This window comes from Streptomyces rhizoryzae (assembly GCF_023155275.1).
In the GTDB taxonomy this organism is placed as follows: Bacteria; Actinomycetota; Actinomycetes; order Streptomycetales; family Streptomycetaceae; genus Streptomyces; species Streptomyces rhizoryzae.
Map to the genome: position 1 here is coordinate 92,115 of NZ_JALMUV010000018.1, position 15,323 is coordinate 107,437.

General features: G+C 72.2%; 13 protein-coding genes. 2 read left to right on the forward strand and 11 right to left on the reverse strand.

The genetic code is table 11. The annotated features are described in order from the left end of the window. Positions 1-60: 60 nt before the first annotated feature. Positions 61-696 carry an NAD(P)-dependent oxidoreductase gene (locus MUU72_RS16840; protein ID WP_248014085.1) on the forward strand — a complete coding sequence of 212 codons (636 nt, stop codon included), beginning with the start codon at positions 61-63 and terminating at the stop codon, positions 694-696. A gap of 110 nt (positions 697-806) precedes the next feature. Here MUU72_RS16840 and MUU72_RS16845 read toward each other — a convergent pair whose 3' ends face one another. Together MUU72_RS16845 and MUU72_RS16850 are read right to left on the reverse strand one after the other, a co-directional pair. Beyond that, a complete protein-coding gene (locus MUU72_RS16845) occupies positions 807-1,670 on the reverse strand; it encodes a nucleotidyltransferase domain-containing protein (protein ID WP_248014086.1) in 864 nt (287 codons plus the stop codon). A gap of 205 nt (positions 1,671-1,875) precedes the next feature. Continuing rightward, on the reverse strand, positions 1,876-2,394 hold the full coding sequence (locus MUU72_RS16850; RefSeq protein WP_248014087.1) for an NUDIX domain-containing protein: 519 nt from the start codon (positions 2,392-2,394) through the stop codon (positions 1,876-1,878). A 492-nt stretch (positions 2,395-2,886) separates the two neighbouring features. Between MUU72_RS16850 and MUU72_RS16855 the strand changes: the two genes are divergently transcribed. Continuing rightward, positions 2,887-4,011, forward strand: coding sequence for a glycerate kinase (locus MUU72_RS16855; RefSeq protein ID WP_248014088.1), 1,125 nt, complete (start codon positions 2,887-2,889; stop codon positions 4,009-4,011). Between the two features lie 99 nt (positions 4,012-4,110). Here the strand turns inward: MUU72_RS16855 and pssA are convergent, their stop codons facing one another. The 9 genes from pssA to MUU72_RS16900 all read right to left on the reverse strand — a co-directional run bounded on the left by pssA (position 4,111) and on the right by MUU72_RS16900 (position 15,191). Further along, entirely contained in the window at positions 4,111-4,968 is an 858-nt protein-coding gene (pssA, locus tag MUU72_RS16860) for a CDP-diacylglycerol--serine O-phosphatidyltransferase (protein ID WP_248014089.1), read from the reverse strand. After that, on the reverse strand, positions 4,955-5,602 hold the full coding sequence (locus tag MUU72_RS16865; RefSeq protein WP_248014090.1) for a phosphatidylserine decarboxylase: 648 nt from the start codon (positions 5,600-5,602) through the stop codon (positions 4,955-4,957). Before MUU72_RS16865 ends, pssA begins: the two co-directional genes overlap by 14 nt. 170 nt (positions 5,603-5,772) lie before the next feature. Further along, complete coding sequence (locus tag MUU72_RS16870) at positions 5,773-6,978, reverse strand: acyl-CoA dehydrogenase family protein (RefSeq protein ID WP_248014091.1); 1,206 nt, start codon at positions 6,976-6,978, stop codon at positions 5,773-5,775. 3 nt (positions 6,979-6,981) lie between these two features. After that, complete coding sequence (locus tag MUU72_RS16875; RefSeq protein ID WP_248014128.1) at positions 6,982-7,506, reverse strand: MaoC family dehydratase; 525 nt, start codon at positions 7,504-7,506, stop codon at positions 6,982-6,984. A gap of 5 nt (positions 7,507-7,511) precedes the next feature. After that, the gene (locus tag MUU72_RS16880) at positions 7,512-8,477 is read right to left on the reverse strand and encodes an HpcH/HpaI aldolase/citrate lyase family protein (protein ID WP_248014092.1); all 966 of its coding nucleotides are present in this window, start codon (positions 8,475-8,477) and stop codon (positions 7,512-7,514) included. Further along, positions 8,474-10,486 (reverse strand): ethylmalonyl-CoA mutase, encoded by a 2,013-nt coding sequence (locus MUU72_RS16885; protein WP_248014093.1) that lies wholly within the window; start codon positions 10,484-10,486, stop codon positions 8,474-8,476. Before MUU72_RS16885 ends, MUU72_RS16880 begins: the two co-directional genes overlap by 4 nt. Positions 10,487-10,497: 11 nt before the next feature. After that, positions 10,498-11,895, reverse strand: a complete 1,398-nt coding sequence (ccrA, locus tag MUU72_RS16890) for a crotonyl-CoA carboxylase/reductase (protein WP_372503135.1) — start codon at positions 11,893-11,895, stop codon at positions 10,498-10,500. Positions 11,896-12,400: 505 nt separating this feature from the next. Further along, entirely contained in the window at positions 12,401-13,201 is an 801-nt protein-coding gene (locus MUU72_RS16895) for a TetR family transcriptional regulator (protein WP_248014095.1), read from the reverse strand. A 145-nt stretch (positions 13,202-13,346) separates the two neighbouring features. Beyond that, positions 13,347-15,191: a 3-hydroxyacyl-CoA dehydrogenase family protein gene (locus MUU72_RS16900; RefSeq protein ID WP_282504174.1), complete on the reverse strand. Its 1,845-nt coding sequence runs from the start codon at positions 15,189-15,191 to the stop codon at positions 13,347-13,349. Positions 15,192-15,323: the final 132 nt, after the last annotated feature.

The window sequence follows — 15,323 nt, forward strand, 5'->3', positions numbered from 1 at the left end:
AGCGCTCACTCACTACCCTTGTCGGTGGTGGCACGGCACCTCGGACCGGCTGGAGGAACCATGAGAATCACCGTCGTCGGAGCCTCGGGCGGCGTCGGCCGGGAGATCGTCAACCACGCCCTGGCCGACGGGCACGACGTCACGGCCGCCCTGCGCAGCCCGGAGAAGCTGACCCGGCGCGACCCGCGCCTGACGGTCCTGCGAACGGACCCCCTGGACGCCGCCTCCCTCGAACCCGCCATGCGGGGCGCCGACGCGGTCCTCTCCGGCATCGGCCAGGCCGGCCGCCACGACCCGCTGCGGCCCGCCTCCACCTCCGCCCGCGCGGTGACCGAGGCGATGGCCGCGGCCGGTGCCCGCCGCCTCCTCGTGGTCAGCGCCGGCCCGCTCAACCGCACCGGCGCCGGCCAGCCGTTCCTCAGCCGCCGCGTCTTCAGCCCGCTGCTCTGGGCCGTTCTCAAGGAGGTCTACACCGACTTGGAGCGGATGGAAGCCGTCCTGTGCACCACCGACCTCGACTGGACCTCCGTACGCCCGCCCCGCCTGCTCGACAAGCCGGGCACCGGCCACTACCGCCACGCCGTCGAAGCCGGCCCCGCGGGCAGCTCCATCCCCCGCGCCGATGTCGCCCGCGCCATGCTCGACCTCATCCCCGACCCCACCACCTACCGCCGCGCCGTCGGCGTCAGCACCTGACGGGGTGGTCGCCGGCCACCCCGCCTCCGACCGCTCCGCCTTCCCCTTCACGCCGCCCCTGCTCACCCCACCCCTGCTCACCCCACCCCTGGCTCCCGTCTCTTCGCTCCCTAGTCCTCCCCCCGATCGCCGTGGTTGCCACGAACCGTCATGTGGGTGCCGCGATCCGTCGCGACGGTCTCCCGGACTTCGGTGATCAGTTGCTCTGCCAGGGTCAGGGAGCGACGCAACTCCTCCGGGGTCCGGCCCAGTTCGCCGAGGAGGGCGGTGGCGCGGGTGGCGAAGCCGGGCGGGGTGTGGGGAAGGGCGGCCGCCGCGGCGAGGGCGCCCTTCTCGTTGAGGCACCAGACGCCGTGGTGGGCGTGGAGGGCCTGGACGAGGGCGCCGATGGCGCGGGACAGGCACAGCGCGGCGTGCAGGACGTCCTGCGCCGCGGCGGACTTGGCGGCCATCGCGGCCGAGAAGCCCGCGTCCCAGACGGCGGTGTCCGTCAGGGCCGTGCGCAAGGGCTCCGGATAGGTGCGGGTCTCCTCCTGGAGGCGGGTCAGCTCGCCGGTCCCATCGATCAGGACCCTGCCGAGGGCGACCTCGCCCGCATAGGCGGGCGACCAGAAGCCGAGCGGGTGCCCGGCCTGCATACCGGTCTCGAAGCGGCCTGCGCGGCAGTCCGCCCAGACCTGCCGCACCCGGTTGAGGTCCCGGAAGATCCAGTCCACATGGCTGCCGTCGGGCATGACCAGCCACGCCCCGCCGTTGACCCACGGGCCCCAGGCGCCCGGCGGGTGTATCTCGACGGGGCCGCCGGTCACCTCCGCCGCCAGTGCCTCCAGTGCGGTCAGGTCCGGTGCCCCGCGGTAGTAGAGCCCCAGGTCCCAGTCGGAATCGGGTCGGTTCGTTCCCCGTGCGCGGCTGCCCCCGAGCGTCACCCCGACGACTCCCGGCACCCGCGCGATGCGTGCCGCGATCTCTTTCATGGGAATGAGGCTAGGGCGAAGGGGCACGGGAGGAATCAACCCGTGGTTCTCATACCGGGGTACCAGGCGCCGCAGCCGTTCGTGGCCCCGCCGGGGCGTCGGCCGCCGGCCCGCACGGCCGGGGCGGCAGCCCCGCCGCGTGCCGGCGGGCGCAGAAGCGGGCGGGGCGGCGCGCCCTCGGTGGCGTGCCCTCGGCGGGGGCTCCCTAGCCCGCCGGCTCCGTCGCCGTGCGGCCGGCCGGCGGGAGGCCGTCCTCCAGTTCCGCCGGGCCGCGGCCGGTCTCCAGGGCGTCCAGGGCGGCGCGGACCCGCAGCCGCAGGTCGTCCGCGAGCAGCGCCCCGGCCTCCTCCCAGGGGAGCAGGCGCCAGGACAGGAGTTCCTCCTCCTGGAGCCGGATGGCCGCGCACTGCTCCGCGTTGAGCACTCCGCCGTCGAAGAGGTAGGACACCAGCGGCGGCCGGGCCCGACTGCGGACCCAGTCGACGGCGAGCAGCGGCCCCGGTTCGATGTCCAGGCCGATCTCCTCAAGGGTCTCCCGGCGGGCGGCCTGGCGCGGTGACTCCCCGGCGTCCGACTCGATGGTGCCGCCGGGCAGGAGCCAGGTGTCCCGGTAGTTGGGCTCCACGAGCAGCAGGCGGTCTTCCGTGTCCCGGAAGATGACGCCCGCGCCCGCGAGCACGCGGGGCAGTCCGGCGAGGTAGGTGGCGTAGTCCCTGGTTGTCACGCGCGCGAGCCTAGGGGATGTCCGCAACGTCCCGTCTGCCGTCCGGCGCCCGGCACGCCGAGAGCACGCACCGGACACCGCCCGGCCGCCCTCCGGGCGAACGACGCGACTTTACGGACACCCCCCAGGCCCTCGACGGCAGGGCGGAGAAGGAGGACCGGGGGAGCGGAGGGCCGGTGGAGGGGGAGCGGACGGGGCGCGTGGCGCCCGGCGGGAGGAGCGAGAGGAGCAGGAGGCGTGGCCGGCTCCGGCCCGCCCGCGCGCCCCGGGTGAGCAGCACCATGAGCCCCCGGGTGAGCCCCCGCCCCAGGTCACCGCAGCCCCCCGCCCCGAGCCGCCCGGCCGGCCCCCGCGGCCCCGTTGCGGCCGGGTGCTCCGCATTCGCTCTGTTCGCCGGGGGTGTCGGCCGGATAAGGTCGCAGCGGCGCGACTGCCAGTTCGAAAGCAAGGGGAAACACGGTGGCGGACGCAGCAAGGACAAACACAGCACATGTGCTGATCGCCGCGGACAAGTTCAAGGGCTCGCTCACGGCCGTCGAGGTCGCCGAGCACGTCACGGCCGGGCTGCGGCACGTGGTCCCCGGGCTGGACGTGGCGGCGGTGCCGGTCGCCGACGGCGGCGACGGGACGACCGCGGCGGCCCTCGCGGCCGGTTTCGCCCGGCACGAGGCGCGGGTCACCGGGCCCACCGGCGAGCCGGTGACGGCCACCTTCGCGCTGCGCGAGGACGGTACGGCGGTGGTGGAGATGGCCGAGGCGTCGGGCCTCCAGCTCCTCCCGAAGGGCGTTTTCGCGCCGCTGACGGCCACCACGTACGGCACCGGCGAGCTGCTGCTCGCGGCGCTGGACGCGGGGGCCACCTCGATCGTCTTCGGGGTCGGCGGCAGCGCCACGACGGACGGCGGCGCGGGCATGCTGGCGGCGCTCGGCGCGCGGTTCCTGGACGCCTCCGGCGCGCCGGTCGGCCCTGGCGGCGGCGGGCTGCGGGAGCTGGCCACCGCCGACCTGTCGGGCCTGGACCCGCGGCTGGCCCGTACGGAGATCGTGCTGGCCAGCGATGTCGACAATCCGCTGACCGGCCCCAAGGGCGCCCCGGCGGTCTACGGCCCCCAGAAGGGGGCGAGCGAGGCGGACGTCGCCGTCCTGGACGCGGCGCTGGCGCACTTCGCCGAGGTGCTGGAGCGGGCCGTCGGCCCCAAGGCCGCCGAGTACGCGCTGGCGCCCGGTGCCGGTGCGGCGGGCGGTATCGGCTACGGCGCGCTGGTGGGGCTGGACGCGGCGTTCCGGCCGGGGATCGACGTGATGCTGGACGTGCTGGGCTTCGCGCCGGCGCTGGCCCGGGCCACGTTCGTGATCACCGGTGAGGGGTCGCTCGATGCGCAGACCCTGCACGGCAAGGCCCCGGCCGGGGTCGCCGCGGCGGCCCGCAAGGCCGGGATCGAGGTGGCCGCGGTGTGCGGGCGGCTCCAGCTGTCCCAGGAGGCGCTGGCCGCGGCCGGTATCCGGCGCGCGTACGCGCTGGCGGATCTGGAGCCCGACCCGGCCCGCAGCATGGCCGAGGCCGGTCCGCTGCTGGAGCGGGCGGCGGCGCAGCTGGCGCGCGACTTCCTGGTCTGAGGCCGCGGGCCCCAGGGGGCCGCATGGCCCGTGAACGCCGAGGAGGCCCCGGGCGGAGGAGTTCCGCCCGGGGCCTCCCGGGTATTGGTGCGCGGCCCGTTACGGCTGGTGCGCGGCGCGTGATTCGGCGCGGGACTCGCGGCGGTTGTCGCGGAAGGTGTTGACCCGCCGGGCCGTCGCGAAGACCGGGATCATGGCGCCCAGGACGATCTGGAGCGAGCAGCCGGTCTGGAGCAGCAGCTGGCCGCCGGGGGCGTCCAGGGCCCAGGCGGCGAGCATGCCCATGCTGAGGACGATCCAGCTGAGCATCGCCACCGCGAGCCGGCCCCGCGGCTTGGGGTACTCGACCCGGCTCACCATCAGCCAGGCCACCCCGATGATCGCCAGCAGCGTCGGCAGGAACGGCAGCTCCAGCAGGACGATCGCGACGACGGTCAGGGCGCCGAAGGGGCTCGGCATGCCCTGGAAGATGCCGTCGCGCAGGGTGACGCAGGAGAAGCGGGCGAGCCGCAGCACGACCGCCAGCAGCACCACCACCGCCGCGACCACCGACACCCGCTGGTGCGCGTCCTGGGCGACCATGCCCCAGGTCACGACGAAGTACGCGGGGGCCAGCCCGAAGCTGATCAGGTCGGAGAGGTTGTCCAGCTCCGCGCCCATCGCGGAGGCCCGCAGCTTGCGCGCCACCAGGCCGTCGAAAAGGTCGAAGACCGACGCGAGCAGCATCAGGATCACGGCCATCGCGGCGCTGTGCCGCGCCATCCCGCCGTCCTCGGTGCCCGTCAGGTGCGGGATGAGGACGCCGGTGGTGGTGAAGTACACGGCCATGAAGCCGCAGATGGCGTTACCGAGAGTGAGGGTGTCCGCTATCGACAGCCGCGTCGACAGCGGCATGTCGTCATCGTCGTCGTTCTCCGGTGCCCAGCCCGCCTGGGTCTCGGGATCAATCACGGTCAAGGCGAGTCACCCCCGCGGTAGTGGCCTGGCCGACCTCGACCGCCGGCTCGACGCCCTCCGGAAGGTAGACGTCCACCCGCGAGCCGAAGCGGATCAGACCGATGCGCTCGCCCTGCTCGACCTTGGTGCCCTGGGGCACGTAGGGGACGATGCGCCGGGCGACGGCGCCGGCGATCTGCACCATCTCGATGTCGCCCAGCTCGGTGTCGAAGTGCCAGACGACCCGCTCGTTGTTCTCGCTCTCCTTGTTGAACGCCGGAACGAATCCGCCGGGGATGTGCTCCACGGACGTCACGGTGCCCGCCAGGGGCGCGCGGTTGACGTGCACGTTCAGCGGGCTCATGAAGATCGCGACGCGGGTGCGCCCGTCCTTCCACGGCATGATGCTCTGCACCACGCCGTCGGCCGGAGAGATGACGCGGCCCGTGGCGATCTCTCGCTCGGGGTCGCGGAAGAACCACAGCATGCCCGCCGCGAGTGCGGTGGTGGGCACGGCGACGGCGGCCCAGCGTCCCGACCGGCGGGCACGGACCAGGCTGACCGCCGCCGTGGCCACGGTCGGCAGGAGCCACGGCGATGCTCCGCGCGCGAGGCGGACGCGACCGCGTTGTGCAGAGGATTGGCTGTGGGGCATGGATGACCTTCGTAGCGGAGGATGCCGCGTATGGATACGGGGGACGGCGGCTTTCCTGGGATGCTATCGGTTGCGAGCGGCAACTGGCCAAGAGCCAGAGCCAATCCGTGGCCGAAGAACGATGACAGGGTGTGATCTTTATCTACCGGAAATCCCCCGAAAAGGGGCGTTCACCCCTGGATCCGGTACTCCTCAAGTAGCCGACGGCCAATGATCATTTTCTGGATCTCGGCCGTGCCCTCGCCGATGAGGAGCATCGGGGCCTCCCGGTAGAGGCGCTCGATCTCGTACTCCTTGGAGAAGCCGTAGCCGCCGTGGATGCGGAAGGCGTCCTCGACCACCTCCTTGCAGTACTCCGAGGCCAGGTACTTGGCCATGCCCGCTTCCAGGTCGTTTCGCTGCCCGGAGTCCTTTTTGCGTGCGGCATTAACCATCATGGCATGGGCCGCCTCCACCTTTGTCGCCATTTCGGCAAGTTTGAACTGGATCGCCTGGTGCTGGGCGATCGGCTTGCCGAAGGTCTGCCGCTGCTGGGCGTACGCCACGCCCAGCTCGAAGGCGCGCTGGGCGACCCCGCAGCCGCGGGCGGCCACGTTGACCCGGCCCACCTCGACGCCGTCCATCATGTGATAGAAGCCACGCCCGGTCTCGCCGCCGAGGACCCGGTCGGCCGGGATGCGCAGCCCGTCCATGATCAGCTCGGTGGTGTCGACGCCCTTGTAGCCCATCTTCTCGATCTTGCCGGGGATGGTCAGCCCCGGCCGGACCTCCCCGAAGCCCGCTTCCTTCTCGACCAGGAAGGTGGTCATCGACTTGTGCGGAGGCGTGCCCTCCGGGTGGCCCTCGTCGGTCCGGCACAACACCGCCACCAGGGTGGACGAACCGCCGTTGGTGAGCCACATCTTCTGGCCGGTCAGGAGGTAATCCCGGCCGTCCCGCACCCCCTTGGAGGAAATGGCCGAGACATCCGACCCGAGCGCCGGCTCGGACATCGAGAAGGCGCCGCGGATCTCGCCCGCCGCCATCTTCGGCAGGAAATAGTCCTTCTGCTCCTGCGTGCCGTGCTGCTTGAGCATGTACGCCACGATGAAGTGGGTGTTGATGATCCCCGACACGCTCATCCAGCCGCGGGCGATCTCCTCGACCGTCAGTGCGTAGGTGAGCAGCGACTCACCCAGGCCGCCGTACTCCTCGGGAATCATCAGCCCGAAGACACCGAGTTCCTTCAGCCCCTCGACGATCTGCACCGGGTAGGCGTCGCGGTGCTCCAGCTCCGTGGCGACGGGAAGGATCTCCTTGTCCACGAAGTCGCGGACGGTGGAGAGGATTTCCCGCTGGATGTCGGTCAGACCCTCGGTTCGTGCCAGCCGCGCCATCGGTCACTTCTCCTTTCCGGCCGTGGGGGCCGCGGGTTCGGGGCGGCCGGGCTGCTCGCCGCCGCGCTCCTCGATGTAGGCGGCCGTGGGAACCATCACCTTGCGGCGGAACACGCAGATCAGCGTGGAGTCCTGCTTGTAGCCGCGGGTCTCGACGTGGACGATGCCGCGGTCCGGCTTGGACTTCGACGGCGTCTTGTCCAGCACCGTCGTCTCGCCGTAGACCGTGTCGCCGTGGAAGGTCGGCGCCACGTGCCGCAGCGACTCGATCTCCAGATTGGCGATGGCCTTTCCGGAGACGTCGGGCACCGACATGCCCAGCAGCAGCGAGTAGATGTAATTGCCGACGACGACGTTCCGGCCGAAGTCGGTGGTCCGCTCCGCGTAGTTGCTGTCCATGTGCAGCGGGTGGTGGTTCATGGTCAGCAGGCAGAAAAGGTGGTCGTCGTATTCGGTGACCGTCTTCCCCGGCCAGTGCTTGTAGACGTCGCCGACGGTGAACTCTTCGTAGGTGCGGCCGAATTGCATCGCGCTCATGCCTCCGGGGCTTCGAAAACGGACGTGCGGGCCATGCCGGCGGCCCGGCCCTTTCCGGCGATCACCAGCGCCATTTTGCGGCTCGCCTCGTCGATCATCTCGTCGCCGAGCATCGCCGACCCCTTTTTCCCGCCCGCCTCGGACGTGTGCCACTCGTACGCGTCGAGGATCAGCTCGGCGTGGTCGTAGTCCTCCTGGGACGGTGAGAAGACCTCGTTGGCGGCCGCCACCTGGCCCGGGTGCAGCACCCACTTGCCGTCGAAGCCCAGCGCGGCCGCCCGGCCGGCCACCGCGCGGAACCCGTCGACGTTCTTGATCTGGAGGTACGGGCCGTCGATGGCCTGGAGGTCGTGCGTCCGCGCGGCCATCAGGATGCGCATCAGGATGTAGTGGTAGGCGTCCGCCGGGTAGCCGGGCGGCTGCTCGCCGACCACCAGCGACTTCATGTTGATGGACGCCATGAAGTCCGCCGGGCCGAAGATGATGGTCTCCAGGCGCGGCGAGGCCGCGGCGATCGCGTCGACGTTCACCAGGCCCTTGGCGTTCTCGATCTGCGCCTCGATGCCGATCCGCCCGACCTCCAGGCCCATGGTCTTCTCGATCTGGGTCAGCAGCAGGTCCAGCGCCACCACCTGCGAGGCGTCCTGGACCTTCGGCAGCATGATGCAGTCGAGGTTCTGCCCGGCGCCCTCGACGACCGTGACCACGTCCCGGTAGGTCCACTCGGTGGTCCAGTCGTTGACCCGCACCACCCGCGTCTTGCCCGTCCAGTCGCCTTCGTTGAGGAACTTCACGATGGTGTGCCGGGCCTCCGGCTTGGCCAGCGGCGCGCAGGCGTCCTCCAGGTCCAGGAAGACCTGGTCGGCCGGCAGGCCCTGGGCCTTCTCCAGGAAGCGCGGGTTGCTGCCGGGCACCGCCAGACACGAACGGCGCGGACGCAGCCGCTGCACAGGCGCACTCATGCGGGGACCTCCAGGGGGTCGAGTTGGTTCGCGGTGCGGATCTCGTCGACGATACGGCCGATGATCTCCGTGATCCCGAAGTCCTTCGGGGTGAAGACGGCGGCGACACCCGCTTCGCGCAGTGCCGCCGCGTCCGCGGCGGGGATGATGCCGCCGACGACGACCGGCAGGTCGGCGGCGCCGGCACGGCGCAGCCGGTCCAGTACGTCCGGCACCAGCGCGGCGTGCGACCCGGACAGGATCGACAGCCCCACGCAGTGCACGTCCTCGGCGACCGCCGCCGCCACGATCTGCTCCGGGGTCAGCCGGATGCCCTGGTAGACCACCTCGAAGCCAGCGTCCCTGGCCCGTACGGCGATCTGCTCGGCACCGTTGCTGTGGCCGTCCAGGCCGGGCTTGCCGACCAGCAGCCGCAGCCGGCCGCCGCCCAGCTCGCCGGCCGTCCGGGCGACCTTCTCGCGGACCGCGGCCAGCGGCGAACCGGCCGCGGCGGCCACCGCCACCGGCGCCCCCGAGACGCCCGTCGGCGCCCGGTACTCGCCGAAGACGTCCCGCAGCGCCCAGGCCCACTCACCGGTCGTGACACCGGCGCGGGCGCACTCCAGGGTCGCCGGGAAGAGGTTGGTGTCGCCCGCCGCGGCCTTCTTCAGCGCCGACAGCGCCTCCTGGGCGCGCAGCTCGTCCCGGTTGTCGCGCCAGGTGTGCAGGGCCCGCACGACGCCCTCCTCGCCGGCCGGGTCCACCGTCATGATCGCGGTGTCCAGATCGGCGGTCAGCGGGTTCGGTTCGGTGCCCTCGAAGCAGTTGACGCCGACGATCTTCTCCTCGCCGGACTCGATCCGGGCCCGCCGCTCGGCGTGCGCGGACACCAGCTGCGACTTGAGGTAGCCGGACTCCACGGCCGCCATCACGCCGCCCATCTCCTGGATCCGGTCGATCTCCGCCAGGCAGTCGGCCACCAGGGCGTCCACCTTGGCCTCGACGACGTGCGACCCGGCGAAGATGTCCTCGTACTCCAGCAGGTCCGACTCGTGCGCCAGGACCTGCTGGATGCGCAGCGACCACTGCTGGTCCCAGGGGCGCGGCAGGCCCAGCGCCTCGTTCCAGGCGGGGAGCTGGACGGCGCGGGCCCGGGCGTCCTTGGAGAGGGTGACGGCCAGCATCTCCAGCACGATCCGCTGGACGTTGTTCTCCGGTTGCGCCTCGGTCAGCCCCAGCGAGTTGACCTGGACGCCGTAGCGGAAGCGGCGGTGCCGGGGGTTCTCGACGCCGTACCGCTCGCGGGTGATCCGGTCCCAGATGCGGCCGAAGGCGCGCATCTTGCACATCTCCTCGACGAAGCGGACGCCGGCGTTCACGAAGAACGAGATCCGGGCCACGACGTCGCCCCGCCGCTCCTCGGGCACCTGGCCGGAGGCGAACACCGCGTCCAGCACGGCGATCGCGGTGGACATCGCGTACGAGATCTCCTGGACCGGGGTGGCCCCGGCCTCTTGCAGGTGGTAGCTACAGATGTTGATCGGGTTCCACTTGGGGAGGTGGTTGACCGCGTACGTGATCATGTCGGTGGTCAGCCGCAGCGAGGGCCCGGGCGGGAAGACGTGCGTCCCGCGCGAGAGGTACTCCTTGACGATGTCGTTCTGCGTCGTCCCCTGGAGCGCGCTGACGTCGGCGCCCTGCTCCTCGGCGACCACCTGGTAGAGGGCCAGCAGCCACATCGCGGTGGCGTTGATGGTCATCGAGGTGTTCATCTGCTCCAGCGGGATGTCCTGGAACAGCCGCCGCATGTCGCCGAGATGGGACACCGGGACCCCGACCCGGCCCACCTCGCCGCGGGCCAGGACGTGGTCGGGGTCGTAACCGGTCTGCGTCGGGAGGTCGAACGCGACCGACAGGCCGGTCTGGCCCTTGGCGAGGTTGCGCCGGTACAGCGCGTTGGACGCCTCGGCGGTGGAGTGCCCGGCGTACGTCCGCATCAGCCACGGACGATCCTTCTGACGCTCAGTCATGAGACCTGTCCTCAGGCGTTGTCGGCGGTGTCGCCGGTCCGCTCCGCCGGTGTGTCGCGGAACAGGTTGATGGCATCGAGGTGCTTGGCGCGCAGCTGCTCGTCGCGCACGCCCATGCCCTCCTCGGGGGCCAGGCAGAGCACGCCGACCTTGCCCTGGTGGAGGTTGCGGTGCACGTCGTAGGCGGCCTGGCCGGTCTCCTCCAGGCGGTACGTCTTCGACAGCGTCGGGTGGATCTTGCCCTTGGCGATCAGGCGGTTGGCCTCCCACGCCTCCCGGTAGTTGGCGAAGTGCGAGCCGACGATCCGCTTCAGCGACATCCACAGGTAGCGGTTGTCGTACTCGTGCTGGTAGCCGGAGGTGGAGGCGCAGGTCACGATGGTGCCGCCCTTGCGGGTGACGTAGACGGAGGCGCCGAAGGTCTCCCGCCCCGGGTGCTCGAAGACGATGTCCACGTCCTCGCCGCCGGTCAGTTCGCGGATCCGCTTGCCGAAGCGCTTCCACTCCCGGGGGTCCTGGTGGTGCTCGTCCTTCCAGAACCGGTAGCCCTCCGCGGTCCGGTCGATGATCGCCTCGGCGCCCATCCTCCGGCAGATCTCCGCCTTCTGCTCACTGGAGACCACGCAGATCGGGTTGGCGCCGCCGGCCAGCGCGAACTGCGTCGCGTACGAGCCGAGTCCGCCGCTGGCGCCCCAGATCAGGACGTTGTCGCCCTGCTTCATGGCCGCGCCGTTCTGCGAGACCAGCTGCCGGTACGCGGTGGAGTTGACCAGGCCCGGCGCCGCCGCCTCCTCCCAGCTCAGGTGCCGCGGCTTGGGCATCAGCTGGTTGGACTTGACCAGCGCGATCTCGGCGAGGCCGCCGAAGTTGGTCTCGAAGCCCCAGATCCGCTGCTCGGGGTCGAGCATGGTGTCGTTGTGGCCGTCGGAGGACTCCAGCTCGACCGAGAGGCAGTGCGCGACGACCTCGTCGCCGGGCGCCCAGGCGTTGACGCCGGGCCCGGTTCGCAGCACCACACCGGCCAGGTCCGAGCCGATCACGTGGTACGGCAGGTCGTGCCGCTTGGCCAGCGGCGAGAGCCGTCCGTAGCGCTCCAGGAAGCCGAAGGTGGACAGCGGCTCGAAGATCGAGGTCCACACCGAGTTGTAGTTCACCGAGGAGGCCATCACGGCCACCAGGGCCTCGCCCGGCCCGAGTTCGGGCACCGGCACGTCCTCGACGTGCAGCGACTTGCGGGGGTCCTTCTCGCGGGTGGCCAGCCCGGCGAACATCTCGGTCTCGTCCTTGTGGACGGTGACCGCGCGGTAGGACTCGGGGAGGGGGAGGGCGGCGAAGTCCTCGCGGGTGGTGTCCGGAGCGAGGATCGCGTCGAGTATCTGGTTCACGGTGTGCCTCCGGCGTTGGGGCATCCCCTGCTCGAACGCAGTGGAGAGCTCGGGGAAAGGTAGGGAACGGCTTGAGGGAACGTCGGGGGAGGTGCAGCGGGGTGGTGCCGTCGGTTCGGCGGTGGTGCCGGCCTCGCGCCGGTGGGCGCGGATGGGTGCCTGTGACGCAGGCGTCCGGGCGCGCGGAAGTACGGTGCGGGGACAGCCGCCCCACCGGGATTTTCCCGGTGTGCCGGCCGCCCGGACACCTCCAACGTATGACACCGCGTGCCAGCCGACAAGACACTGAGTGCCAAGAATTTCCCTCAGATGTCATCCGTGCGCCACGCATGAGCGGCAGAACGGCCGCTGGTGGGGTATTTCGTCCCGTTGTGTACCGGAGGGTGTGCGGACGGTGGGCGGGGGCCCGGGTACGCCGTTCGGGTGAGGGCCGCGTCGGCGCGGAACGGCGAACCGCCCTGCGCGGCCGGGGAACGGCGGGGCAGGGCGGTGCGGGTCGGGGCCTTGGCCGGCGGGTGCCGGCCGCCGGTCAGCGGCGTTCCGTGAGGGCCTTGCGGATGGTGCGCATCACCTCGTCGAGCGGGGCGTCGGTGCGGGCGACCGCCACCAGCACCTCGCCCTCCCGGGACACCGTCGCCGGCGGGGTCTCCGTGGACGCCCGGCCCGCGCCGATCCCGGCGCCGAAGGTCTCCCGGACGATTGCGAAGGCGTGGTCGAGCTGGGCCTCCACATCGCCCTCCGCACCGGCCCGCAGCCAGCGGCGCAGCACGTGGTTGTGCGCGGTGACCACCGCGGACGCGGCGACCTCGGCCAGCAGCGGGTCGTCGTCGCCCTCGCGGTGCGCGCCCTCGTCGAAGTGGCCCAGGAGATAGCGGGTGAACAGCCGCTCGTAGCGGGCCACCGAGGCGATCTCGGCCTCCCGGAGGGTGGGTACCTCGCGGGTGAGGCGGTAGCGGGCCACCGACACCGCCGGCGCGGACGCGTACATCCGCATGACTTCCTTGATGCCGCGGCACACCGTGTCGAGGGGGTTCTCGTGCGGCGGCGCGGCGTCCAGGACGGCCTCGGCGCGCACCAGCGTGTCGTCGTGGTCGGGGAAGATCGCCTCTTCCTTGGAGCGGAAGTGGCGGAAGAAGGTGCGCCGGGCCACGCCCGCCGCGGCCGCGATCTCGTCGACCGTGGTCGCCTCGTAGCCCTTCGTCGCGAACAGTTCCATGGCGGCGGCCGACAGTTCACGGCGCATTTTCAGGCGTTGCGCGGCCGCCCGGCGGGTGCCGGGAGGGGTGGTGCCGGAGGCGTCGGAGGGCTGCGGGCGAGCGGGCTGGGACATGTGGGGACGGTACTGCATATTCACCCGGCCCGCGGCATGAGGTACCGCCGCGGGGCCCGTGACCTGGGGCGGGCCGCCGTACCGGCCGCTTCGCGGCTCCAGCAGCCCGCCCCAGCCGCCCCCGTCCGGTGGGCGCCGCCGCGGGTCAGCGCCGGGCGTACTCACGGAAGCCGCGGCCGGTCTTGCGGCCCAGGCAGCCCGCCGCGACCAGGTGCTCCAGCAGCGGCGCGGGGGCCAGCCCGGGGTCGCGGAACGCGGCGTGCAGCACCCGCTCGATGGTCAGCGACACGTCCAGCCCGACCACGTCGAGGAGTTCGAACGGGCCCATCGGGTAGCCGCCGCCCAGCTTCATCGCGGCGTCGATGTCGTCCGGCGACGCGTAGTGCTCCTGGACCATCTTGACCGCGTTGTTCAGGTACGGGAACAGCAGCGCGTTGACGATGAAACCGGCCCGGTCGCCGCAGTCCACCGGGTGCTTGCGGAGCGCGGCGCACACCTCGCGGACGGTGGCGTGCGCCGCGTCCCCGGTCAGCACCGTGCGGACCACCTCGACCAGCTTCATGGCCGGCGCCGGGTTGAAGAAGTGCATGCCGATGACGTCCTGCGGCCGGGAGGTGGCCCGGGCGCAGGCCACGACCGGCAGGGAGGAGGTGGTGGTGGCCAGCACCGCGCCCGGCTTGCAGATCTTGTCGAGCGTCCCGAACAGCTGCTGCTTGACGGCCAGGTCCTCGGCCACCGCCTCCACCGCCAGGTCGACGTCGGCGAACGCGTCCAGCGACCCGGCCGGGGTGATCGCGGCCAGCGCCGCGTCCCGCGCCTCGGCGGTCAGCCGCCCCTTGGCCACCGCACGCTCCAGCGACGCGGCGATCCGGGCCTTGGCGCGCTCGGCCTTCTCCTGGCCGCGGGCGGCCAGCACCACGGTGTAGCCGGCCTTGGCGAACACCTCGGCGATGCCGCCGGCCATCGTCCCGGAACCGGCGACACCGACGCTGCGGACCGGCCGCCCGGCCGGCTCCCCGCCACCCGCGGCGGCCGGGGTGCGCTCGTCCGGCACGACGGTCGCGGAGCCGGGCGCCCGGTAGGTGTAGAAGCCGCGCCCCGCCTTACGGCCCGTCAGACCCGCCTCGGCGAGGTGGCCCAGGATCGGCGCGGGGGCGTGCAGCCGGTCGCGGGAGGCCGCGTACATCGCCTCCAGGACCGTCCGGGCGGTGTCCACGCCGATCAGGTCGAGCAGCGCCAGCGGGCCCATCGGCAGACCGCAGCCCAGCCGCATCGCCGCGTCGATGTCCTCGCGGGTGGCGTACTTCGACTCGTACATCGCGGCGGCCTGGTTGAGGTAGCCGAACAGCAGGCCGTCGGCGACGAACCCGGGGCGGTCGCCGACCGCGATCGGGTCCTTGCCCAGCTCGCGGGCGAGCGCGGTGACGGCGGCGACCGCGGCCGGCGCGGTGAGCACCGAGGAGACCACCTCGACCAGCTTCATGGCCGGTGCGGGGTTGAAGAAGTGCAGGCCGAGCACCCGCTCGGGGCGCTGCGAGTCGGCGGCCAGCCGGGTCACCGACAGGGCGTTGGTGCCGGTGGCCAGGACGGTGTCCGGGCGGACGACGGCGTCCAGCGCCGCGAAGACCTCCCGCTTGAGGTCGTAGTCCTCCGGCACCACCTCGATGACGAGGTCGGCGTCCCGGGCGGCCCGGAGGTCGCCGGAGGTGCGGAAGCGGGCCAGCACCTCCTGCCGCTCCCGCTCGGTGATCCGCTCGCGCCGCACGGCGCGGGCGGTGGAGTCCTCCAGGGCGGTGCGGGCCCGCCGCAGCGCGGCCTCGTCGGTATCGATGCCGATCACCTCGCGGCCGGCCCGGGCCAGCACGTCGGCGATACCGGTGCCCATGGTGCCCAGGCCGACGACGGCCACGGTGGCCAGCGGCAGGGCAGCGGAGGGGGCGGCGGGGGAGGAGGGGACAGGGGCGAGATCAGGGGTGGACTGAGGGCCCATCGCGAGACTCCTGAGGGTGTTCCCCGGCAAGGGGGAAGAGTGACGACTCAAAGGGGTGGGCGCACGGGCGCGAGGGCCCGCGGCACTGCGCGGCCGACCGGCGGCGAAAGCCCCGGAAAGCCACGTGCGCCG